Genomic DNA, 15,530 nt, shown 5'->3' on the forward strand with positions numbered 1-15,530 from the left:
TTAGTTCCAGGAGCCCCCGCATGACCCTCGAGCGTGACGCCGCCGCCCAGGTTGCCAAGGTACTGTCCGAAGCCCTGCCCTATATCCGCCGCTTCGTCGGCAAGACCCTGGTGATCAAGTACGGCGGCAACGCCATGGAAAGCGAGGAGCTCAAGCAGGGGTTCGCCCGGGACATCGTGCTGATGAAGGCCGTCGGCATCAACCCGGTGGTCGTGCACGGCGGCGGCCCGCAGATCGGCGACCTGCTCAAGCGCCTGTCCATCGAGAGCCACTTCATCGACGGCATGCGCGTCACCGACACCGCGACCATGGACGTGGTGGAAATGGTCCTGGGCGGCCAGGTTAACAAGAGCATCGTCAACCTGATCAACCAGCATGGCGGCAGCGCCATCGGCCTGACCGGCAAGGACGCCTGCCTGATCCGCGCGCGCAAGCTCAAGGTCAGCCGCCAGACCCCGGAGATGACCCAGCCGGAGATCATCGATATCGGTCATGTCGGCGAGGTCACCGGGGTCAACACCGACCTGCTGAACATGCTGGTCAAGGGTGACTTCATCCCGGTCATCGCGCCCATCGGCGTCGGCCCGGACGGCGAGTCCTACAACATCAATGCCGACCTGGTGGCCGGCAAGGTGGCCGAGGCGCTGAAAGCCGAGAAACTGATGCTGCTGACCAACATCGCCGGCCTGATGAACAAGCAGGGCGACGTGCTTACCGGCCTGACCACCGAGCAGGTCAACGAACTGATTGCCGACGGCACCATCTACGGCGGCATGCTGCCGAAGATCAAGTGCGCCCTGGAGGCGGTGCAGGGTGGCGTGACCAGCTCGCACATCATCGATGGTCGCGTACCGAATGCCGTGTTGCTGGAGATCTTCACCGATATTGGCAACGGCACCATGATCAGCAACCGCAAGCGCCCCTGAAAGCCAGCCGCGCTCGCGGCTTGCTGATGCCCCTCTCCTGCCTGCGGGAGAGGGTGTCCATAGGTCGGGGACGGGTCAGGCAGGCACCACGCCCTGGCAGCCCTGAAGCGGCATCGCCACAGGTTCCGATTACCCCCACGGGGGCACGGGAAACCTCAGCGCCTACGGCTTGCTCTGCGGCTCGCCGAACAGCTCGGCCAGGCGTGCACGATCTGCGGCGAAACCGGCTTCGGCGCGGCCACGCGCCTCCTTGTAGCGGGCAATGTCGCGCTGCAGCCGCTGCTGCTCTTCCTTGAGGTTGTTGATCTGCGCCAGCAGGTTTTCCGGCACCTGCCGACCTGCACGCTCATGCTCGGCGGCCTGGCTCTGCAGGTTGGCCTGCTGCGTGCGCACCGACTGCAGATTGCCGCGCGCCACGTTGGTGACACTGTCGAGCTCCGCCAGCTTGCGCTCGCGGGCACGGTCGACGTCGTTGAGGTTGGTATAGAGACGCAGCAGCTTCGCGTCATTGCTGGCGCGCACCTTTTCGGCCTGCATGCGGGCGAACTCTTCGGCCGTCGGCGCCGGCGGAATCACCCGCACCACACGCCCCTGGTCGTTCAGCACCTCGTAGCCCTTGCCGATGAACTCGGGCGGCACGCCCTGACGGCTGAGCACCGTGACACCCTTGTCGTCGACGTAGCGGTAAAGCTCGGCAGCCACTCCGGACAGCGGCAGTAGCAAGCTCAACAGCAGCGTACAGCGGGTCAGGAGCGGTGCAGACATAGAACGACCTTGTGCTAGGGCTAGATTCCGTACTCGGCGCGATAGGCTTCGACAGCCGGGAGATATTGCTTCAGTTCAGCATCCCCTGCCAGATATTCCAGTACCTGTTGTAGTGACACGATGCTCACTACCGGCATGGCGAAGTCGCGTTCGACCTCCTGGATCGCAGAAAGCTCGCCCTGGCCACGCTCCTGGCGGTTCAGCGCGATCAGCGTACCGGCCGCCTGGGCGCCCTGGCCCTGGATGATCTGCATCACTTCGCGGATGGCGGTGCCGGCGGTGATCACATCGTCGACGATCAGCACCCGCCCTTCCAGCGGTGCACCGACCAGCGTGCCGCCCTCGCCATGATCCTTGGCTTCCTTGCGGTTGAAGCACCAGGGCAGATCACGGCCATGATGCTCGGCCAGCGCGACCGCCGTGGTCGCGGCCAGCGGAATACCCTTGTAGGCCGGGCCGAACAGCACGTCGAAGTCGATGCCGCTGTCGACGATGGCCGCCGCATAGAAGCGCCCGAGCTGGGCCAGGGCCAGGCCGCTGTCGAACAGGCCGGCATTGAAGAAATAAGGACTGGTGCGCCCGGATTTGAGAGTGAACTGGCCGAAACGCAGAACACCGCGTTCGATGGCAAAGCGAATGAAATCACGCTGGTACGTTTGCATGAAAAGTCCCGGACGGCACGGATTTAGCTAAATGAGGTGAGCTCGGGTATCATACACGCACGTGTTTTTGGGGGCCATTTATGCGGATCATCAGTGTGAACGTGAATGGTATTCAGGCTGCGGCCGAGCGTGGATTGCTCAGCTGGCTGCAAGCCCAGAATGCCGACGTGATCTGCCTGCAAGACACCCGTGCCTCCGCCTTTGAACTGGACGACCAAGCCTTCCAACTGGATGGTTATTTCCTCTATGCATGCGACGGTGAAGTGCCCAGCCAAGGTGGCGTGGCGCTTTATTCGCGGTTGCAACCCAAGGCGGTGATCAGCGGCCTCGGCTTTGAAATGGCCGATCGCTACGGGCGCTACCTGCAGGCCGATTTCGACAAGGTAAGTATTGCCACCCTGCTCCTGCCTTCGGGTCGGGACGGGGACGAGAGCTTGAATCAGAAATTCAAGTTCATGGACGACTTCACCCATTATCTGGACAAGCAACGCCGCAAGCGCCGCGAGTACATCTACTGCGGTTCGCTGCATGTCGCTCACCAGAAGCTGGACGTGAAGAACTGGCGCGACTGCCAGCAGACTCCTGGATTCCTTGCGCCCGAGCGCGCCTGGATGGACGAGGTGATCGGCACCATGGGCTACGTCGACGCCCTGCGTGAAGTCAGCCGCGAAGGCGATCAGTTCAGCTGGTGGCCGGACAACGAACAGGCGGAGATGCTCAACCTGGGCTATCGCTTCGACTACCAGCTGCTGACCCCGGGCATGCGTCGCAGCGTGCGCAGCGCGCGCCTGCCGCGCCAGCCGCGCTTTTCCCAGCATGCGCCGCTGATCGTCGACTACGACTGGATTCTCAGCGTCTGAGCGCAAGGCATGAAAAAGCCGGCATTTAGCCGGCTTTTTGCTGCGTGCTCGCCTACTTCACCAGGCGCCAGCTGAAGGGATAGCGGTAGGACTGCCCCTCGTTGGCCTTGATCCCGGCGATGATGGTCAGCACCAGAGCCGCCAGCCCCAGCAGCATGAGCAGCGGGAAGCCGATCACCACCACCATCAGGATGAAGCACACCACGGCGGCCAGGGCGACGCTGATCTGGAAGTTCAGCGCCTCCTTGCCCTGCTCATCGACGAACGGGTCCAGGTCCTTCTTCACCTGCCAGAGGATCAGCGGGCCGAGCAGATTGCCGAAGGGGAACACCAGCCCGAGAAATGCAGCGAAGTGACAGAACATCGCCCACTGACGGGCCTCCTGACTGGGGGTCGGAAGCGGATTCTGCAGTTCATCGTTCATCTGGGTGCTCCTTGCTCGGGAAGATCAGTCGGCCAGCGCGGCTTTCTGCAGCTCGAAGATTTCGTTCATGCCCTTCTGCGCCAGGGCCAGCATGGCATTGAACTCGTCCGGCTGGAAAGGCGCGCCTTCGGCGGTGCCCTGCACCTCGATGAAGCCGCCCGCGTCGGTCATCACCACGTTGAGGTCGGTCTCGGCGGCCGAGTCTTCCAGGTAGTCCAGGTCCAGCACCGGCTCGCCCTGGTAGATGCCGACCGACACTGCGGCGATCATCTGCTTGAGCGGCTCGCCCTTCAGCGAGCCACGCTTCTTCAGCACCTTCAGCGCATCGATCAGCGCCACCATGGAACCGGTGATCGAGGCGGTACGGGTACCACCGTCGGCCTGGATCACGTCGCAATCGACATACAGGGTGTTCTCACCCAGCTTGCTCATGTCCAGCGCGGCGCGCAGCGAGCGGCCGATCAGGCGCTGGATTTCCAGGGTACGGCCGCCCTGCTTGCCACGGCTGGCCTCGCGCTGGTTACGGTCGCCGGTGGCGCGTGGCAGCATGCCGTACTCGGCGGTCAGCCAGCCCTGGCCCTGCCCCTTGAGGAAGCGCGGCACGCCGGACTCGACGCTGACGGTGCAGATCACCTTGGTATCGCCGAACTCCACCAGGACCGAGCCTTCGGCGTGCTTGGTGTAGTTGCGGGTGATGCGAATCGAGCGCAACTGATCGGCGGCGCGGCCACTGGGACGTTTCATCGAGCGATACCTACTTCATTAAGTGAAAACAGCACGCATTATAGGGGGCCACAGAGCAGGACGACATGCCGAATTGGCAGCGGCAGCCGGCAGGCCCGCCCCGGCGGATCAGCCGGGCATGAAATGGGCACGCCCCCTGGGCTACAATCCTGCGTTTTTCGAGCCGAATCCCGCGAGGTACTCCCATGGTTCACAGCATGACGGCCTTTGCCCGCAACGAGCAGGCGACCGCCCACGGCACCCTGAGCTGGGAACTGCGCTCGGTCAATCATCGCTACCTGGAGCCGCACCTGCGCCTGCCGGAAGCCTTCCGCGACCTCGAAGGCGCCGTGCGCGACGCGCTGCGCCAGGGGCTGTCGCGCGGCAAGGTGGAATGCACCCTGCGCTTCGCCGAAGAGGCGACCGACAAGCAGCTGCAGGTCGACAGCGAGCGCGCACGCCAGCTGATCGCCGCCGCGGAGCAGGTCGCCGCGCTGATTCAGCAGCCCGCCCCGCTCAACCCGCTGGAAGTGCTGGCCTGGCCCGGCGTGCTGGTCGCCGACTCGGCCGACCCGCAGGCCCTCAACGCCGCCGCCCTCAGCCTGTTCGCCGAAGCCCTCGGCGACCTCAAGGCCGGCCGTGCCCGCGAGGGCGCCGAACTGGCCAAGCTGCTGGCTGATCGCCTCGACGCCATTCTCGACGAGGTCGCCGCCCTGCGCGAACTGGTCCCGCAGATGCTCGCCGGCCAGCGCACCAAGATCGAGACGCGCTTCGCCGAGATGCAGGCCGAGCTCGACCCGCAACGTCTGGAGCAGGAACTGGTGCTGCTGGCGCAAAAGAGCGACGTTGCCGAAGAGCTCGACCGTCTCAGCACCCACGTCAGCGAAGTGCGCCGCGTACTCAAGGCCGGCAGCGCTGCCGGGCGACGCCTGGACTTCCTGATGCAGGAACTCAACCGCGAAGCCAACACCCTCGGTTCCAAGGCCTTCGACCCGCGCAGCACGCAGGCTGCGGTGAACCTGAAGGTGCTCATCGAGCAGATGCGCGAGCAGGTGCAGAATATCGAGTAACGTCAGCCACACGGCTGCTATCTTTCGTTCAACGCTTTTCCCAGGATCGCTTTCATGGCCACCACCGGCACCCTCTACATCGTTTCCGCACCCTCCGGCGCCGGCAAGACCAGCCTGGTCAAGGCCCTGATCGACAGCGAGGTGCAGATTCGCGTCTCGGTTTCGCACACCACCCGCGCCATGCGCCCGGGCGAGCAGGACGGGGTGAACTATCACTTCGTCGAGCATGCCCAGTTCACCGCCATGATCGAGCGCAGCGAGTTTCTCGAACACGCACAGGTCTTCGACAACTTCTACGGCACCTCGCAGAAGTGGGTCGAGCAGACCCTGGCCGAGGGCTTCGACCTGATTCTGGAAATCGACTGGCAGGGCGCCCAGCAGGTGCGCAAGCTGATGCCGCAGGCCAAGTCCATCTTCATCCTGCCGCCGACCCAGGAAGCCTTGCGCCATCGCCTGACCAACCGCGGCCAGGACAGCGGCGAGACCATCGAGCGGCGCATGCGCGAGGCCGTCAGCGAGATGAGCCACTACGTCGAGTACGACTACCTGGTGATCAACGACGATTTCAACCATGCCCTGAGCGACCTCAAGGCGATCTTCCGTTGCAACCAGCTGGCGCAATCGCAGCAGCAACAACGCCATGCCGGCCTGCTCAGCGAACTGCTGGCGTAAAACAGCGCTTCCATTGTCGCTGGTGATTTTTTAGACTATTCAGTCCGCTCGCCCGCTCGGGCCAAGCTTATCCGCACACGTTACGAGGAACACCATGGCTCGCGTTACCGTCGAAGATTGCCTGGACAACGTTGATAACCGCTTCGAACTGGTCATGCTCGCGACCAAGCGTTCGCGCCAACTGGCCACCGGCGGCAAGGAGCCGAAGGTCGCTTGGGAAAACGACAAGCCGACCGTCGTCGCCCTGCGCGAAATCGCTGCCGGCCTGGTCGATGCCGAGATCGTCGCCCAGGAAGACATCGTTGAAGAAGAGCCGCTGTTCGCTGCCTTCGAGGAAGAGGCCAACGAGCCTCTGTAAGTCGATGATGCCGGGTCGAAGTCGCTCGCAGCACGAGGCCAGTCATACGGGGAGCGTCCCATGGCTGGCATAGACGCTCTCGCCGATCGGCTTTCGACCTACCTCGGCCATGACCAGGTCAACCTGGTCCGCCGAGCCTATTTCTACGCCGAACAGGCGCACGATGGCCAACGCCGCCGCAGTGGCGAAGCCTACGTGACCCATCCGCTGGCCGTGGCCAGCATCCTCGCCGACATGCACATGGACCATCAGAGCCTGATGGCCGCCATGCTGCACGACGTCATCGAAGACACCGGCATCGCCAAGGAAGCGCTCAACGCGCAGTTCGGCGAAACCGTGGCCGAACTGGTCGACGGGGTCAGCAAGCTGACCCAGATGAACTTCGAGACCAAGGCCGAGGCCCAGGCCGAGAACTTCCAGAAGATGGCCATGGCCATGGCCCGCGACATTCGCGTGATCCTGGTCAAGCTCGCCGACCGCCTGCACAACATGCGCACCCTCGATGCCATGCCGCACGAGAAGAGCCGGCGCATCGCCAAGGAAACCCTGGAAATCTACGCGCCCATCGCCAACCGCCTGGGCATGCACGCCATGCGCGTGGAGTTCGAGGACCTCGGTTTCAAGGCCATGCACCCGATGCGTTCCGAGCGCATCCGCGCCGCCGTGCGCCGCGCCCGGGGCAACCGCAAGGAAATCGTCGCCAAGATCGAGGAGTCGATCCAGCTCTGCCTGCAGCACGAGGGCATGGAAGGCGAAGTCATCGGCCGCGAGAAGCACCTCTACAGCATCTACCAGAAGATGCGCGGCAAGCGTAAGGCGTTCAACGAGATCATGGACGTCTATGCCTTCCGCATCATCGTCGACAAGGTCGACACCTGCTACCGCGTGCTCGGCGCCGTGCACAACCTGTACAAGCCCCTGCCCGGCCGCTTCAAGGACTACATCGCGATTCCCAAGGCCAACGGCTACCAGTCGCTGCACACCACGCTGTTCGGCATGCACGGCGTGCCCATCGAGATCCAGATCCGCACCCGCGAGATGGAAGAGATGGCCAACAACGGCATCGCCGCACACTGGCTGTACAAGTCCAGCGAGGACGAGGCGCCCAAGGGTAACCACGCCCGTGCGCGGCAGTGGGTCAAGGGCGTGCTGGAATTGCAGCAACGCGCCGGCAACTCGCTGGAATTCATCGAGAGCGTGAAGATCGACCTGTTCCCGGACGAGGTCTACGTGTTCACGCCCAAGGGCCGCATCATGGAGCTGCCGAAAGGCTCCACGGCGGTCGACTTCGCCTACGCGGTGCACACCGACGTCGGCAATACCTGCATCGCCTGCCGCATCAACCGCCGCCTGGCGCCGCTGTCGCAAGCCCTGGAAAGCGGCTCGACGGTGGAAATCGTCACTGCCCCGGGCGCCCGGCCGAACCCGGCCTGGCTCAATTTCGTGGTCACCGGCAAGGCGCGCACGCACATCCGCCATGCGCTCAAGCAGCAGCGCCGCTCCGAGTCCATCAGCCTCGGCGAACGCCTGCTGAACAAGGTGCTGGCCAGCTTCGACACGCACCTGGAGAAGATCAGCGCCGAGCGCATCCAGACCGTGCTGGGCGAATACCGCCAGGAGGTCATCGAGGACCTGCTCGAAGACATCGGCCTGGGCAACCGCATGGCCTACGTGGTCGCCCGCCGTCTGCTCGCCGAGAGCAGCGACGACGCCCTGCCCAGCAGCGAAGGGCCGCTGGCGATTCGCGGCACCGAAGGTCTGGTGATGAGCTACGCCAAGTGCTGCACGCCGATTCCGGGCGACCCCATCGTCGGCTACCTGTCCGCCGGCAAGGGCATGGTGGTGCACATGGAAAGCTGCCGGAACATCGCCGACATTCGCCACAACCCGGAAAAATGCATCCAGCTCAACTGGGCCAAGGATGTCACCGGCGAATTCAATGTCGAACTGCGCGTCGAACTGGAGCACCAGCGCGGCCTGATCGCCCTGCTGGCCAGCAGCGTCAATGCCGCCGATGGCAACATCGAGAAGATCGGCATGGACGAACGCGACGGGCGCATCAGCGTCGTGCAACTGGTGATCAGCGTGCATGACCGCGTGCACCTGGCCCGGGTGATCAAGAAGTTGCGTGCGCTCAAGGGCGTGATGCGTATCACTCGGGTGCGTGCCTGACACAATCCACCCATTTCCAGCCTGTAGGCTGGGTGCTCGACCCAGCCAGTTCTCACAAGGAGCGATTCATGAGCAAGACCGTCATCAGCAGCGACAAGGCCCCCGCCGCCATCGGCACCTACTCCCAGGCCATCAAGGCCGGCAACACCGTCTACATGTCCGGGCAGATCCCGCTGGACCCGGTGAGCATGGAACTGGTCGAAGGCTTCGAGGCCCAGACCGTGCAGGTGTTCGAGAACCTCAAGGCCGTGGCTGAAGCCGCCGGTGGTTCGTTCAAGGACATCGTCAAGCTGAACATCTTCCTCACCGACCTCTCGCACTTCGCCAAGGTCAACGAGATCATGGGTCGCTACTTCGAGCAGCCCTACCCGGCACGCGCCGCCATCGGCGTTGCCGCCCTGCCGCGTGGCTCGCAGGTGGAAATGGACGCTATTCTGGTTCTGGAATAAGTCCCGAGGCGGGGCGCACGGCCCCGCCCTTCTCCCCCCCTGCATGGAGATCACCATGCGTCTGACAGCTCTGTTGTTAGCCAGCGCCCTGCTGGCCGGCTGCGCCAGCACACCGAACAACGACCCCAGCGGAACCTGGATCAACCAGGCAGCCATCGATGCGGCCAGCGCCAGCGGGCGCCTGCGCGAAGCCCTGCTCGCCTATGGCCCGAACCTGGAATGGCAGATCGACCCGGCGCAGCGACAAGCCAGCTACAGCAACGGTTTCGAGCTGGCAGAAGGCAGGCTGCAGGCCTCCGGCGAAGGCCGCTGGCAGGTCACCTTCTACGGCGACTACCAAGAGCGGCTCAGCGTCGAGGATGGCCAACTGGTGCAGGTGGCCAGCGAGTACTGGCCCGAACAGCAGTTCACCCGCGTCGACAGCAAGGAAGGCCCGGCACCACTGGGCAGCCACTTCGAGCAGGCCCTGTACCGTGACTACCTGGGTGGCGACTGGCTGATCGAGGAAGGCATCGGCCAGGGTGGCCTGGTGCGCTTCCAGGTCGACGGCCAGGTCGAAGGACTACCCGGCGCCGAGCGTTTCGCCCTGTGCCTGGCCGGTGATTGCGCGGCCATGAGCGGTGAGAACGACAGCCTCTGGCTCCAGGCGGGCGACCAGGGCAGCCCCTGGCTGTTCGTCCATGAAGGCAACCAGTTGCGCATCTTCGAAGCACAGAACCGTGCCCAGTTCGACGAGATGCCCGAGTACCAGCCAGGCCCGCAGCGCTGGCTGCTCAAGCGCCGGCAACCATGAACCGGGCGGCGGGTTAGTCGAGCAGCCCGCCCAGCACCAGCGACACCCCCAGCAGCGACAGCAGCGCCCCGCACCCGCGGTCCAGCCAGCGCACCCGCTGCTGCAGCCAGCTGCGCCAGCGCGGATAGGCCAGCAGGCGTACCAGGGCCAGGTCCCAGCCCCAGACCACCAGGGTCATCCACAGCATGGCCAGGAGCAGGCCCCAGCTCGGCATGGCGGCTTCGCGCAGGACACCGAACAACCCCGCGTAGAACAGCGGCAGCTTGGGATTCAGGCTGCTGGCCAGCAGCCCCTGGCGCAGCCCCCGCGTCCAGCTGCCCAGCGCCACCTGCGCGGCGTCCGGCAGGTGCAGGTCGCGCCGCGACAGCAGCGCCTGCACGCCGATCCAGGCGAAGTAGACCCCACCGACCAGCTGCAGCACCCTCCAGAACGGCCCACCCTGCCCGGGCAGTGCCTGCAGCGCCAGCAGCACCAGCAACATGCTCAGCAGATTGGCCAGGGCGATGCCGGCGGCGCACCCGTCCGCCTGGCGGCGCCCCTGGCTCAGCGCGGTGCGAATCAGCAGGAAGAAGTCCGGCCCCGGCGACAGCAAGGCGGCAAAGTGGGTACTGGCGACCAGGGCGAACAGCGCGAGCATGAGAGACGACCTCCTTGGCAATGGAGGTCAGTTTCCGGGGAGCCCGGCGCTGCGGTCTTGAAGAAAACTCAGGTCGCGGCAAGGCGCCGGAACTGGCCCGGCGTGACGCCGGTGAAGCGCTTGAAGGTCGCGGAGAAATGCGCCTGATCGCAGAAGCCGAGGCCCAGCGCCACCTCCACGGGCGTCTGCTCGCGCAACAGCAGGCGCTTGGCTTCACGCACCCGGCGCTGCAGCAGGTAGGTGTGCGGCGGTACGCCGTAGGCACGACGAAAGGCCTCGATCAGGTGCCGCGGATGGCGCTGCACCAGACGGGCCAGTTCATCCAGGCTGACCGCCTGCGCGTGATGCGCCTCCAGATAGTCTCGCACCCAGGCCGTCATGCCACCGTCGCGTGGCGCGGCACGCACCGCGCGCAGGCCACCATGGCGGACGAACACCTGCTCGAGCAGCGCCAGCAGCTCGCTTTCCAGGGTCAGCGCGTCGCTGTGCTCGAAGGCACTCGCCAGTCGCGCGAGCCCGGCCGCCACCTGGCCATCATCGGCCGGATTGAGCTCGCGAAACCCCTCGGGCAGGCGCTTGCGCCCGAGCAGCGCGGGCAGGCGCGCCTCTTCGACATAGAGCATGCGATAGACCACCCGCGCCGACTCGGCATGCCCGGTGTGCGGCTCCTCGGGGTTCATCAGCGACAGGGTGCCGGCCGGCAGGGCATAGCGCTGCCCCCGGCACTGATACCCGCCGACGCCCTGCACGATGGCGCCGACGGCGAAGGCGTCGTGGCTGTGGCGACCGAACGCCTGCCCGGAAAAATCGGCGTGGAACAGCTCCACACCCGGCAACCAGGGCCTGGCCAGCAAGCGGTTACCGGCCAACCTCAGGCGTCCTGCAACATCGCCGCGTAGCCCTCGCGGTAACTGGGGTACTGCGGTGCCCAGCCCAGGGCCCGGGCGCGAGCGTTGCTGCAACGCTTGCTGCCGGCACGCCGGACACGCTGCTCGTCGCTCCAGTGGCTGACACCCAGGCGCTCACGCAGCCAGGCCACCACCTCATGCAGCGCGGCGGGCTCATCGTCGACGCCTAGATAGAGATCGGCCAGCGGCGTGCCGGCGGCGTCTGCCTGCAACAGCGTCGCGAGCAGCCCGGCGGCATCGTCGACATGGATACGGTTGCCATACAGCGGCGGCGTCTCGCTGACGCGATAGCCATCACGCACCTGGCTCAGCAGCCACTGCCGGCCCGGCCCGTAGAGACCGGTCAGGCGCACGGCGGTCGCCGGCAGGCCGCTGTCGAGGGCGACGCGCTCGGCCTCGCGCATGATCAGCGCCGAATAGCTCTGCGCCTCGGCCGGGGAGTCCTCATCGATCCACTCGCCCTCCTGCTGGCCATAGACGCCACTGCTGGAGGCGAACAGGATGCGCCGTGGGCGCTGTCCATGCAGCGCCAGCCAACCCAGGGTGCGACGCAGCCCGTCGACGTAGGCAGCGCGATAGCCGGCCTCGTCATGCTGGGTGGCGGCGGCGCAGTAGACCAGGTAGTCCAGGGGCTGCCGTGGCCATTCCGCCGGGCACGGGTCCGCGTGCAGATCACCGGCCACCGGCTCGATGCCGGCCGGCAGGGCCGCGACGTTGCGGCGCATCCCCAGCACGCGCCAGCCAGCGTCGGCCATGCGCTGCCCAAGGCGGCTACCGACATCGCCACAACCGACGATCAGCAGACTGTTAGGTGCGGACATGCTCTTCTCCATGACGTTTAGGCGAAGGCGCAGTGTAACAGGCCGCTCAGGCGCCTCGGCGAGGCCGTCAGCGCCCGGCCGCAACAGCTGGAAAGCAGGCTCGCGCTGGCAGCCGGCCTGTTGATCGGACTCGCGCACGCGCCTGCTCCCAAGCCAGCCACGACAACACATATTGTTCTCAAACAGTCGGTCAGCCCGGTTGGTTCATCGCAATGCAAAGGCTATGCTTAGCGGCAACTTAATGGATAAACACTATGACCCTCACCGAACTACGTTACATCGTCACCCTCGCTCAGGAACAGCACTTCGGGCGTGCCGCCGAGCGCTGCCATGTCAGCCAGCCGACCCTGTCGGTGGGCGTGAAGAAGCTGGAGGACGAGCTCGGCGTACTGATCTTCGAGCGCAGCAAGAGCGCCGTGCGCCTGACGCCGGTCGGTGAGGGCATCGTGACCCAGGCGCAGAAGGTACTGGAGCAGGCACAAGGCATCCGCGAGCTGGCCCAGGCCGGCAAGAACCAGCTGGCGGCGCCGTTGAAGATCGGCGCCATCTACACCGTCGGTCCCTACCTGTTCCCGCACCTGATTCCGCAGCTGCACCGGGTCGCCCCGGACATGCCGCTGTACATCGAGGAAAACTTCACCCATATCCTGCGCGACAAGCTGCGCACCGGGGAGCTGGACGCGATCATCATCGCCCTGCCCTTCCAGGAGGCCGATGTACTGACCAAGCCGCTGTACGACGAGCCGTTCTACGCGCTGCTGCCGGCCGGCCACCCCTGGGCGGAAATGGAAACCATCGACACCAAGCTGCTCAACGACAAGAGCCTGCTGCTGCTCGGCGAGGGCCACTGCTTCCGCGACCAGGTACTGGAAGCCTGCCCGACGCTGCGCAAGGGTGGCGATGACCACGGCAAGCACACCACGGTGGAATCCAGCTCGCTGGAGACCATCCGCCACATGGTCGCCTCCGGCCTGGGTGTGTCGATCCTGCCGTTCTCGGCGGTCGACAGCCACCACTATGCCCCCGGCGTGATCGAGGTGCGTCCGCTCAGCGCGCCGGTGCCCTTCCGCACCGTGGCCATCGCCTGGCGCGCCAGCTTCCCGCGGCCCAATGCCATCGAAGTCCTGGCCGACTCCATTCGCCTGTGCTCGGTCGCTCGCAGCCCGCAGACCAAGAGCGCCTGAGGTCCAGAGTGACGGAGCTGTCAGCGGTTTCCGTGACCGCGCTGAAAGGCGTGGGGGCTGCGCTGGCGGAAAAACTCGCCAAGGTCGGCCTGGAAAACCTGCAGGACGTGCTGTTCCACCTGCCTCTGCGCTACCAGGACCGCACGCGCATCACCCCCATCGGCGCGCTGCGCCCCGGCCAGGACGCGGTGGTCGAGGGCATCGTCGCCGGTGCCGACGTGGTCATGGGGCGTCGCCGCAGCCTGCTGGTGCGCCTGCAGGATGGCAGCGGCACCCTGAGCCTGCGCTTCTTCCATTTCAGCCAGGCGCAGAAGGAAGGCCTCAAGCGCGGTACCGCGCTGCGCTGCTACGGCGAGGTGCGTCCAGGGGCCACCGGCCTGGAGATCTACCACCCGGAGTACCGCGCGCAGAGCGGCGACGAACCGGCGCCGGTGGAACAGAGCCTGACCCCCATCTACCCGACCACCGAGGGCCTGACCCAGCAGCGCCTGCGCCAGCTCAGCCAGCAGGCGCTGGCACGCCTCGGACCACGCAGCCTGCCGGACTGGCTGCCCGATGAGCTGGCCCGCGACTACCGCCTGGCGCCGCTGGACGAAGCCATCCGTTATTTGCACCGCCCGCCGCCCGACGCCGATGTCGAAGAGCTCGCCGAAGGCCGCCACTGGGCCCAGCATCGCCTGGCCTTCGAGGAGCTGCTGACCCACCAGCTGTCGCTGCAACGCCTGCGAGAACAGGTGCGCGCACAGCAGGCGCCAGCCCTGCCGCCGGCACAGAAACTGCCGGCGCAGTATCTGAAGAACCTGGGCTTCGCCCCGACCGGTGCACAGCAACGGGTCGGCGCCGAGATCGCCTACGACCTGGCGCAAGGCGAACCCATGCTGCGCCTGGTGCAGGGCGACGTTGGTGCCGGCAAGACGGTGGTCGCCGCCCTGGCTGCGCTGCAGGCGCTGGAGGCCGGCTACCAGGTGGCACTGATGGCCCCCACGGAGATTCTCGCCGAGCAGCACTTCCTCAACTTCAGCAAGTGGCTTGCGCCACTCGGGCTGGAGGTCGCCTGGCTGGCCGGCAAGCTCAAGGGCAAGGCGCGTGCCAGTGCGCTGGAGCAGATCGCCGCCGGCTGCCCCATGGTGGTGGGCACCCATGCGCTGTTCCAGGACGAGGTGAAGTTCAAGCGCCTGGCCCTGGTGATCATCGACGAACAGCACCGTTTCGGCGTCCAGCAGCGCCTGGCCCTGCGCCAGAAGGGCATCGACGGGCGCCTGAGCCCGCACCAGCTGATCATGACGGCCACACCCATCCCACGGACCCTGGCGATGAGCGCCTACGCCGACCTGGACACCTCGATCCTCGACGAGCTGCCGCCCGGACGCACGCCGGTGAACACCCTGGTGATCGCCGACAGCCGCCGCATCGAGGTGATCGAGCGGGTGCGCAATGCCTGCCAGCAGGGGCGCCAGGCCTACTGGGTGTGCACCCTGATCGAGGAATCCGAAGAGCTCACCTGCCAGGCAGCCGAGACCAGTTTCGAAGAACTTTCCGCTGCCCTCGGCGAACTGCGCGTCGGCCTGATTCACGGGCGCATGAAGCCGGCCGAGAAAGCCGCCGTGATGGACGAATTCAAGCAGGGCAAGCTGCAGCTGCTGGTCGCCACCACGGTGATCGAGGTAGGCGTCGACGTGCCCAACGCCAGCCTGATGATCATCGAGAATCCGGAACGCCTCGGCCTGGCGCAACTGCACCAGTTGCGCGGCCGGGTCGGCCGAGGCAGTGCAGCCAGCCATTGCGTGCTGCTCTATCATGCACCCTTGTCACAGCTGGGTCGCGAACGCCTGGCCATCATGCGCGAAACCACCGACGGTTTCGTCATCGCCGAGAAGGACCTGGAGCTGCGCGGCCCCGGCGAAATGCTCGGTACGCGGCAGACCGGCCTGCTGCAGTTCAAGGTCGCCGATCTGATGCGCGACGCCGACCTGTTGCCCGCCGTTCGCGACGCCGCACACGCTCTTTTGGAACATTGGCCGCAACATGTGGCTCCATTGTTGGAACGCTGGTTGCGTCATGGCCAGCAATACGGTCAAGTGTGAGCCCGTTCACAGGACAACCGTC

17 protein-coding genes are annotated in these 15,530 nt (G+C 65.7%); 10 read left to right on the forward strand and 7 right to left on the reverse strand.

Annotated features, from left to right (window positions below; translation table 11 throughout):
* Positions 1-20 precede the first annotated feature (20 nt).
* A complete protein-coding gene (gene argB, locus FIV02_RS23450; protein WP_037051158.1) occupies positions 21-926 on the forward strand; it encodes an acetylglutamate kinase in 906 nt (301 codons plus the stop codon).
* Between the two features lie 162 nt (positions 927-1,088).
* On the opposite strand, the gene FIV02_RS23455 is transcribed toward argB, so the two are convergent.
* Positions 1,089-1,691, reverse strand: coding sequence for a DUF4124 domain-containing protein (locus tag FIV02_RS23455; protein ID WP_037051155.1), 603 nt, complete (start codon positions 1,689-1,691; stop codon positions 1,089-1,091).
* 20 nt (positions 1,692-1,711) lie between these two features.
* A complete protein-coding gene (gene pyrE / locus FIV02_RS23460) occupies positions 1,712-2,353 on the reverse strand; it encodes an orotate phosphoribosyltransferase (protein WP_037051153.1) in 642 nt (213 codons plus the stop codon).
* Positions 2,354-2,433: 80 nt separating this feature from the next.
* Between pyrE and FIV02_RS23465 the strand changes: the two genes are divergently transcribed.
* Positions 2,434-3,213: an exodeoxyribonuclease III gene (locus FIV02_RS23465; protein ID WP_037051151.1), complete on the forward strand. Its 780-nt coding sequence runs from the start codon at positions 2,434-2,436 to the stop codon at positions 3,211-3,213.
* A gap of 52 nt (positions 3,214-3,265) precedes the next feature.
* Here FIV02_RS23465 and FIV02_RS23470 read toward each other — a convergent pair whose 3' ends face one another.
* Together FIV02_RS23470 and rph are read right to left on the reverse strand one after the other, a co-directional pair.
* Entirely contained in the window at positions 3,266-3,637 is a 372-nt protein-coding gene (locus FIV02_RS23470) for a DUF4870 domain-containing protein (RefSeq protein WP_037051149.1), read from the reverse strand.
* A 24-nt stretch (positions 3,638-3,661) separates the two neighbouring features.
* Positions 3,662-4,381 carry a ribonuclease PH gene (rph, locus tag FIV02_RS23475; RefSeq protein WP_037051147.1) on the reverse strand — a complete coding sequence of 240 codons (720 nt, stop codon included), beginning with the start codon at positions 4,379-4,381 and terminating at the stop codon, positions 3,662-3,664.
* 185 nt (positions 4,382-4,566) lie between these two features.
* On the opposite strand from rph, the gene FIV02_RS23480 reads away from it, so the two are divergent.
* The 6 genes from FIV02_RS23480 (at position 4,567) to FIV02_RS23505 (ending at position 9,874) form a co-directional block, all read left to right on the forward strand.
* Positions 4,567-5,430, forward strand: a complete 864-nt coding sequence (locus FIV02_RS23480) for a YicC/YloC family endoribonuclease (RefSeq protein ID WP_152489947.1) — start codon at positions 4,567-4,569, stop codon at positions 5,428-5,430.
* Positions 5,431-5,484: 54 nt separating this feature from the next.
* Positions 5,485-6,102 carry a guanylate kinase gene (gene gmk, locus FIV02_RS23485; RefSeq protein WP_037051141.1) on the forward strand — a complete coding sequence of 206 codons (618 nt, stop codon included), beginning with the start codon at positions 5,485-5,487 and terminating at the stop codon, positions 6,100-6,102.
* A 94-nt stretch (positions 6,103-6,196) separates the two neighbouring features.
* Positions 6,197-6,460 (forward strand): DNA-directed RNA polymerase subunit omega, encoded by a 264-nt coding sequence (rpoZ, locus tag FIV02_RS23490; protein ID WP_037051139.1) that lies wholly within the window; start codon positions 6,197-6,199, stop codon positions 6,458-6,460.
* Between the two features lie 60 nt (positions 6,461-6,520).
* Complete coding sequence (gene spoT / locus FIV02_RS23495; RefSeq protein ID WP_037051137.1) at positions 6,521-8,632, forward strand: bifunctional GTP diphosphokinase/guanosine-3',5'-bis pyrophosphate 3'-pyrophosphohydrolase; 2,112 nt, start codon at positions 6,521-6,523, stop codon at positions 8,630-8,632.
* 68 nt (positions 8,633-8,700) lie between these two features.
* The gene (locus FIV02_RS23500) at positions 8,701-9,081 is read left to right on the forward strand and encodes a RidA family protein (RefSeq protein ID WP_037051135.1); all 381 of its coding nucleotides are present in this window, start codon (positions 8,701-8,703) and stop codon (positions 9,079-9,081) included.
* Positions 9,082-9,136: 55 nt separating this feature from the next.
* Positions 9,137-9,874, forward strand: coding sequence for a hypothetical protein (locus FIV02_RS23505; protein ID WP_152489948.1), 738 nt, complete (start codon positions 9,137-9,139; stop codon positions 9,872-9,874).
* A 13-nt stretch (positions 9,875-9,887) separates the two neighbouring features.
* On the opposite strand, the gene FIV02_RS23510 is transcribed toward FIV02_RS23505, so the two are convergent.
* The 3 genes from FIV02_RS23510 to FIV02_RS23520 form a co-directional block, all read right to left on the reverse strand.
* Positions 9,888-10,511 (reverse strand): LysE family translocator, encoded by a 624-nt coding sequence (locus FIV02_RS23510; RefSeq protein ID WP_037051131.1) that lies wholly within the window; start codon positions 10,509-10,511, stop codon positions 9,888-9,890.
* A gap of 68 nt (positions 10,512-10,579) precedes the next feature.
* Positions 10,580-11,380, reverse strand: a complete 801-nt coding sequence (locus FIV02_RS23515; protein ID WP_152489949.1) for an AraC family transcriptional regulator — start codon at positions 11,378-11,380, stop codon at positions 10,580-10,582.
* Between the two features lie 2 nt (positions 11,381-11,382).
* Positions 11,383-12,240 (reverse strand): NAD-dependent epimerase/dehydratase family protein, encoded by an 858-nt coding sequence (locus tag FIV02_RS23520; RefSeq protein WP_152489950.1) that lies wholly within the window; start codon positions 12,238-12,240, stop codon positions 11,383-11,385.
* Positions 12,241-12,494: 254 nt separating this feature from the next.
* On the opposite strand from FIV02_RS23520, the gene FIV02_RS23525 reads away from it, so the two are divergent.
* Entirely contained in the window at positions 12,495-13,424 is a 930-nt protein-coding gene (locus FIV02_RS23525; protein WP_037051126.1) for a hydrogen peroxide-inducible genes activator, read from the forward strand.
* A gap of 8 nt (positions 13,425-13,432) precedes the next feature.
* Positions 13,433-15,508 carry an ATP-dependent DNA helicase RecG gene (recG, locus tag FIV02_RS23530; RefSeq protein ID WP_037051124.1) on the forward strand — a complete coding sequence of 692 codons (2,076 nt, stop codon included), beginning with the start codon at positions 13,433-13,435 and terminating at the stop codon, positions 15,506-15,508.
* Positions 15,509-15,530: the final 22 nt, after the last annotated feature.

Origin of the sequence: Pseudomonas sp. THAF187a, assembly GCF_009363395.1 — a bacterium.
Lineage (GTDB): Bacteria > Pseudomonadota > Gammaproteobacteria > Pseudomonadales > Pseudomonadaceae > Aquipseudomonas > Aquipseudomonas khazarica.

What these genes read in the sequence shown, in the direction of transcription:
- argB (WP_037051158.1), top strand. Translation starts at nt 21, where the DNA reads ATGACCCTCGAGCGTGACGCCGCCGCCCAGGTTGCCAAGGTACTGTCC.
- FIV02_RS23455 (WP_037051155.1), bottom strand. Translation starts at nt 1,691, where the DNA reads ATGTCTGCACCGCTCCTGACCCGCTGTACGCTGCTGTTGAGCTTGCTA.
- pyrE (WP_037051153.1), bottom strand. Translation starts at nt 2,353, where the DNA reads ATGCAAACGTACCAGCGTGATTTCATTCGCTTTGCCATCGAACGCGGT.
- FIV02_RS23465 (WP_037051151.1), top strand. Translation starts at nt 2,434, where the DNA reads ATGCGGATCATCAGTGTGAACGTGAATGGTATTCAGGCTGCGGCCGAG.
- FIV02_RS23470 (WP_037051149.1), bottom strand. Translation starts at nt 3,637, where the DNA reads ATGAACGATGAACTGCAGAATCCGCTTCCGACCCCCAGTCAGGAGGCC.
- rph (WP_037051147.1), bottom strand. Translation starts at nt 4,381, where the DNA reads ATGAAACGTCCCAGTGGCCGCGCCGCCGATCAGTTGCGCTCGATTCGC.
- FIV02_RS23480 (WP_152489947.1), top strand. Translation starts at nt 4,567, where the DNA reads ATGGTTCACAGCATGACGGCCTTTGCCCGCAACGAGCAGGCGACCGCC.
- gmk (WP_037051141.1), top strand. Translation starts at nt 5,485, where the DNA reads ATGGCCACCACCGGCACCCTCTACATCGTTTCCGCACCCTCCGGCGCC.
- rpoZ (WP_037051139.1), top strand. Translation starts at nt 6,197, where the DNA reads ATGGCTCGCGTTACCGTCGAAGATTGCCTGGACAACGTTGATAACCGC.
- spoT (WP_037051137.1), top strand. Translation starts at nt 6,521, where the DNA reads ATGGCTGGCATAGACGCTCTCGCCGATCGGCTTTCGACCTACCTCGGC.
- FIV02_RS23500 (WP_037051135.1), top strand. Translation starts at nt 8,701, where the DNA reads ATGAGCAAGACCGTCATCAGCAGCGACAAGGCCCCCGCCGCCATCGGC.
- FIV02_RS23505 (WP_152489948.1), top strand. Translation starts at nt 9,137, where the DNA reads ATGCGTCTGACAGCTCTGTTGTTAGCCAGCGCCCTGCTGGCCGGCTGC.
- FIV02_RS23510 (WP_037051131.1), bottom strand. Translation starts at nt 10,511, where the DNA reads ATGCTCGCGCTGTTCGCCCTGGTCGCCAGTACCCACTTTGCCGCCTTG.
- FIV02_RS23520 (WP_152489950.1), bottom strand. Translation starts at nt 12,240, where the DNA reads ATGTCCGCACCTAACAGTCTGCTGATCGTCGGTTGTGGCGATGTCGGT.
- FIV02_RS23525 (WP_037051126.1), top strand. Translation starts at nt 12,495, where the DNA reads ATGACCCTCACCGAACTACGTTACATCGTCACCCTCGCTCAGGAACAG.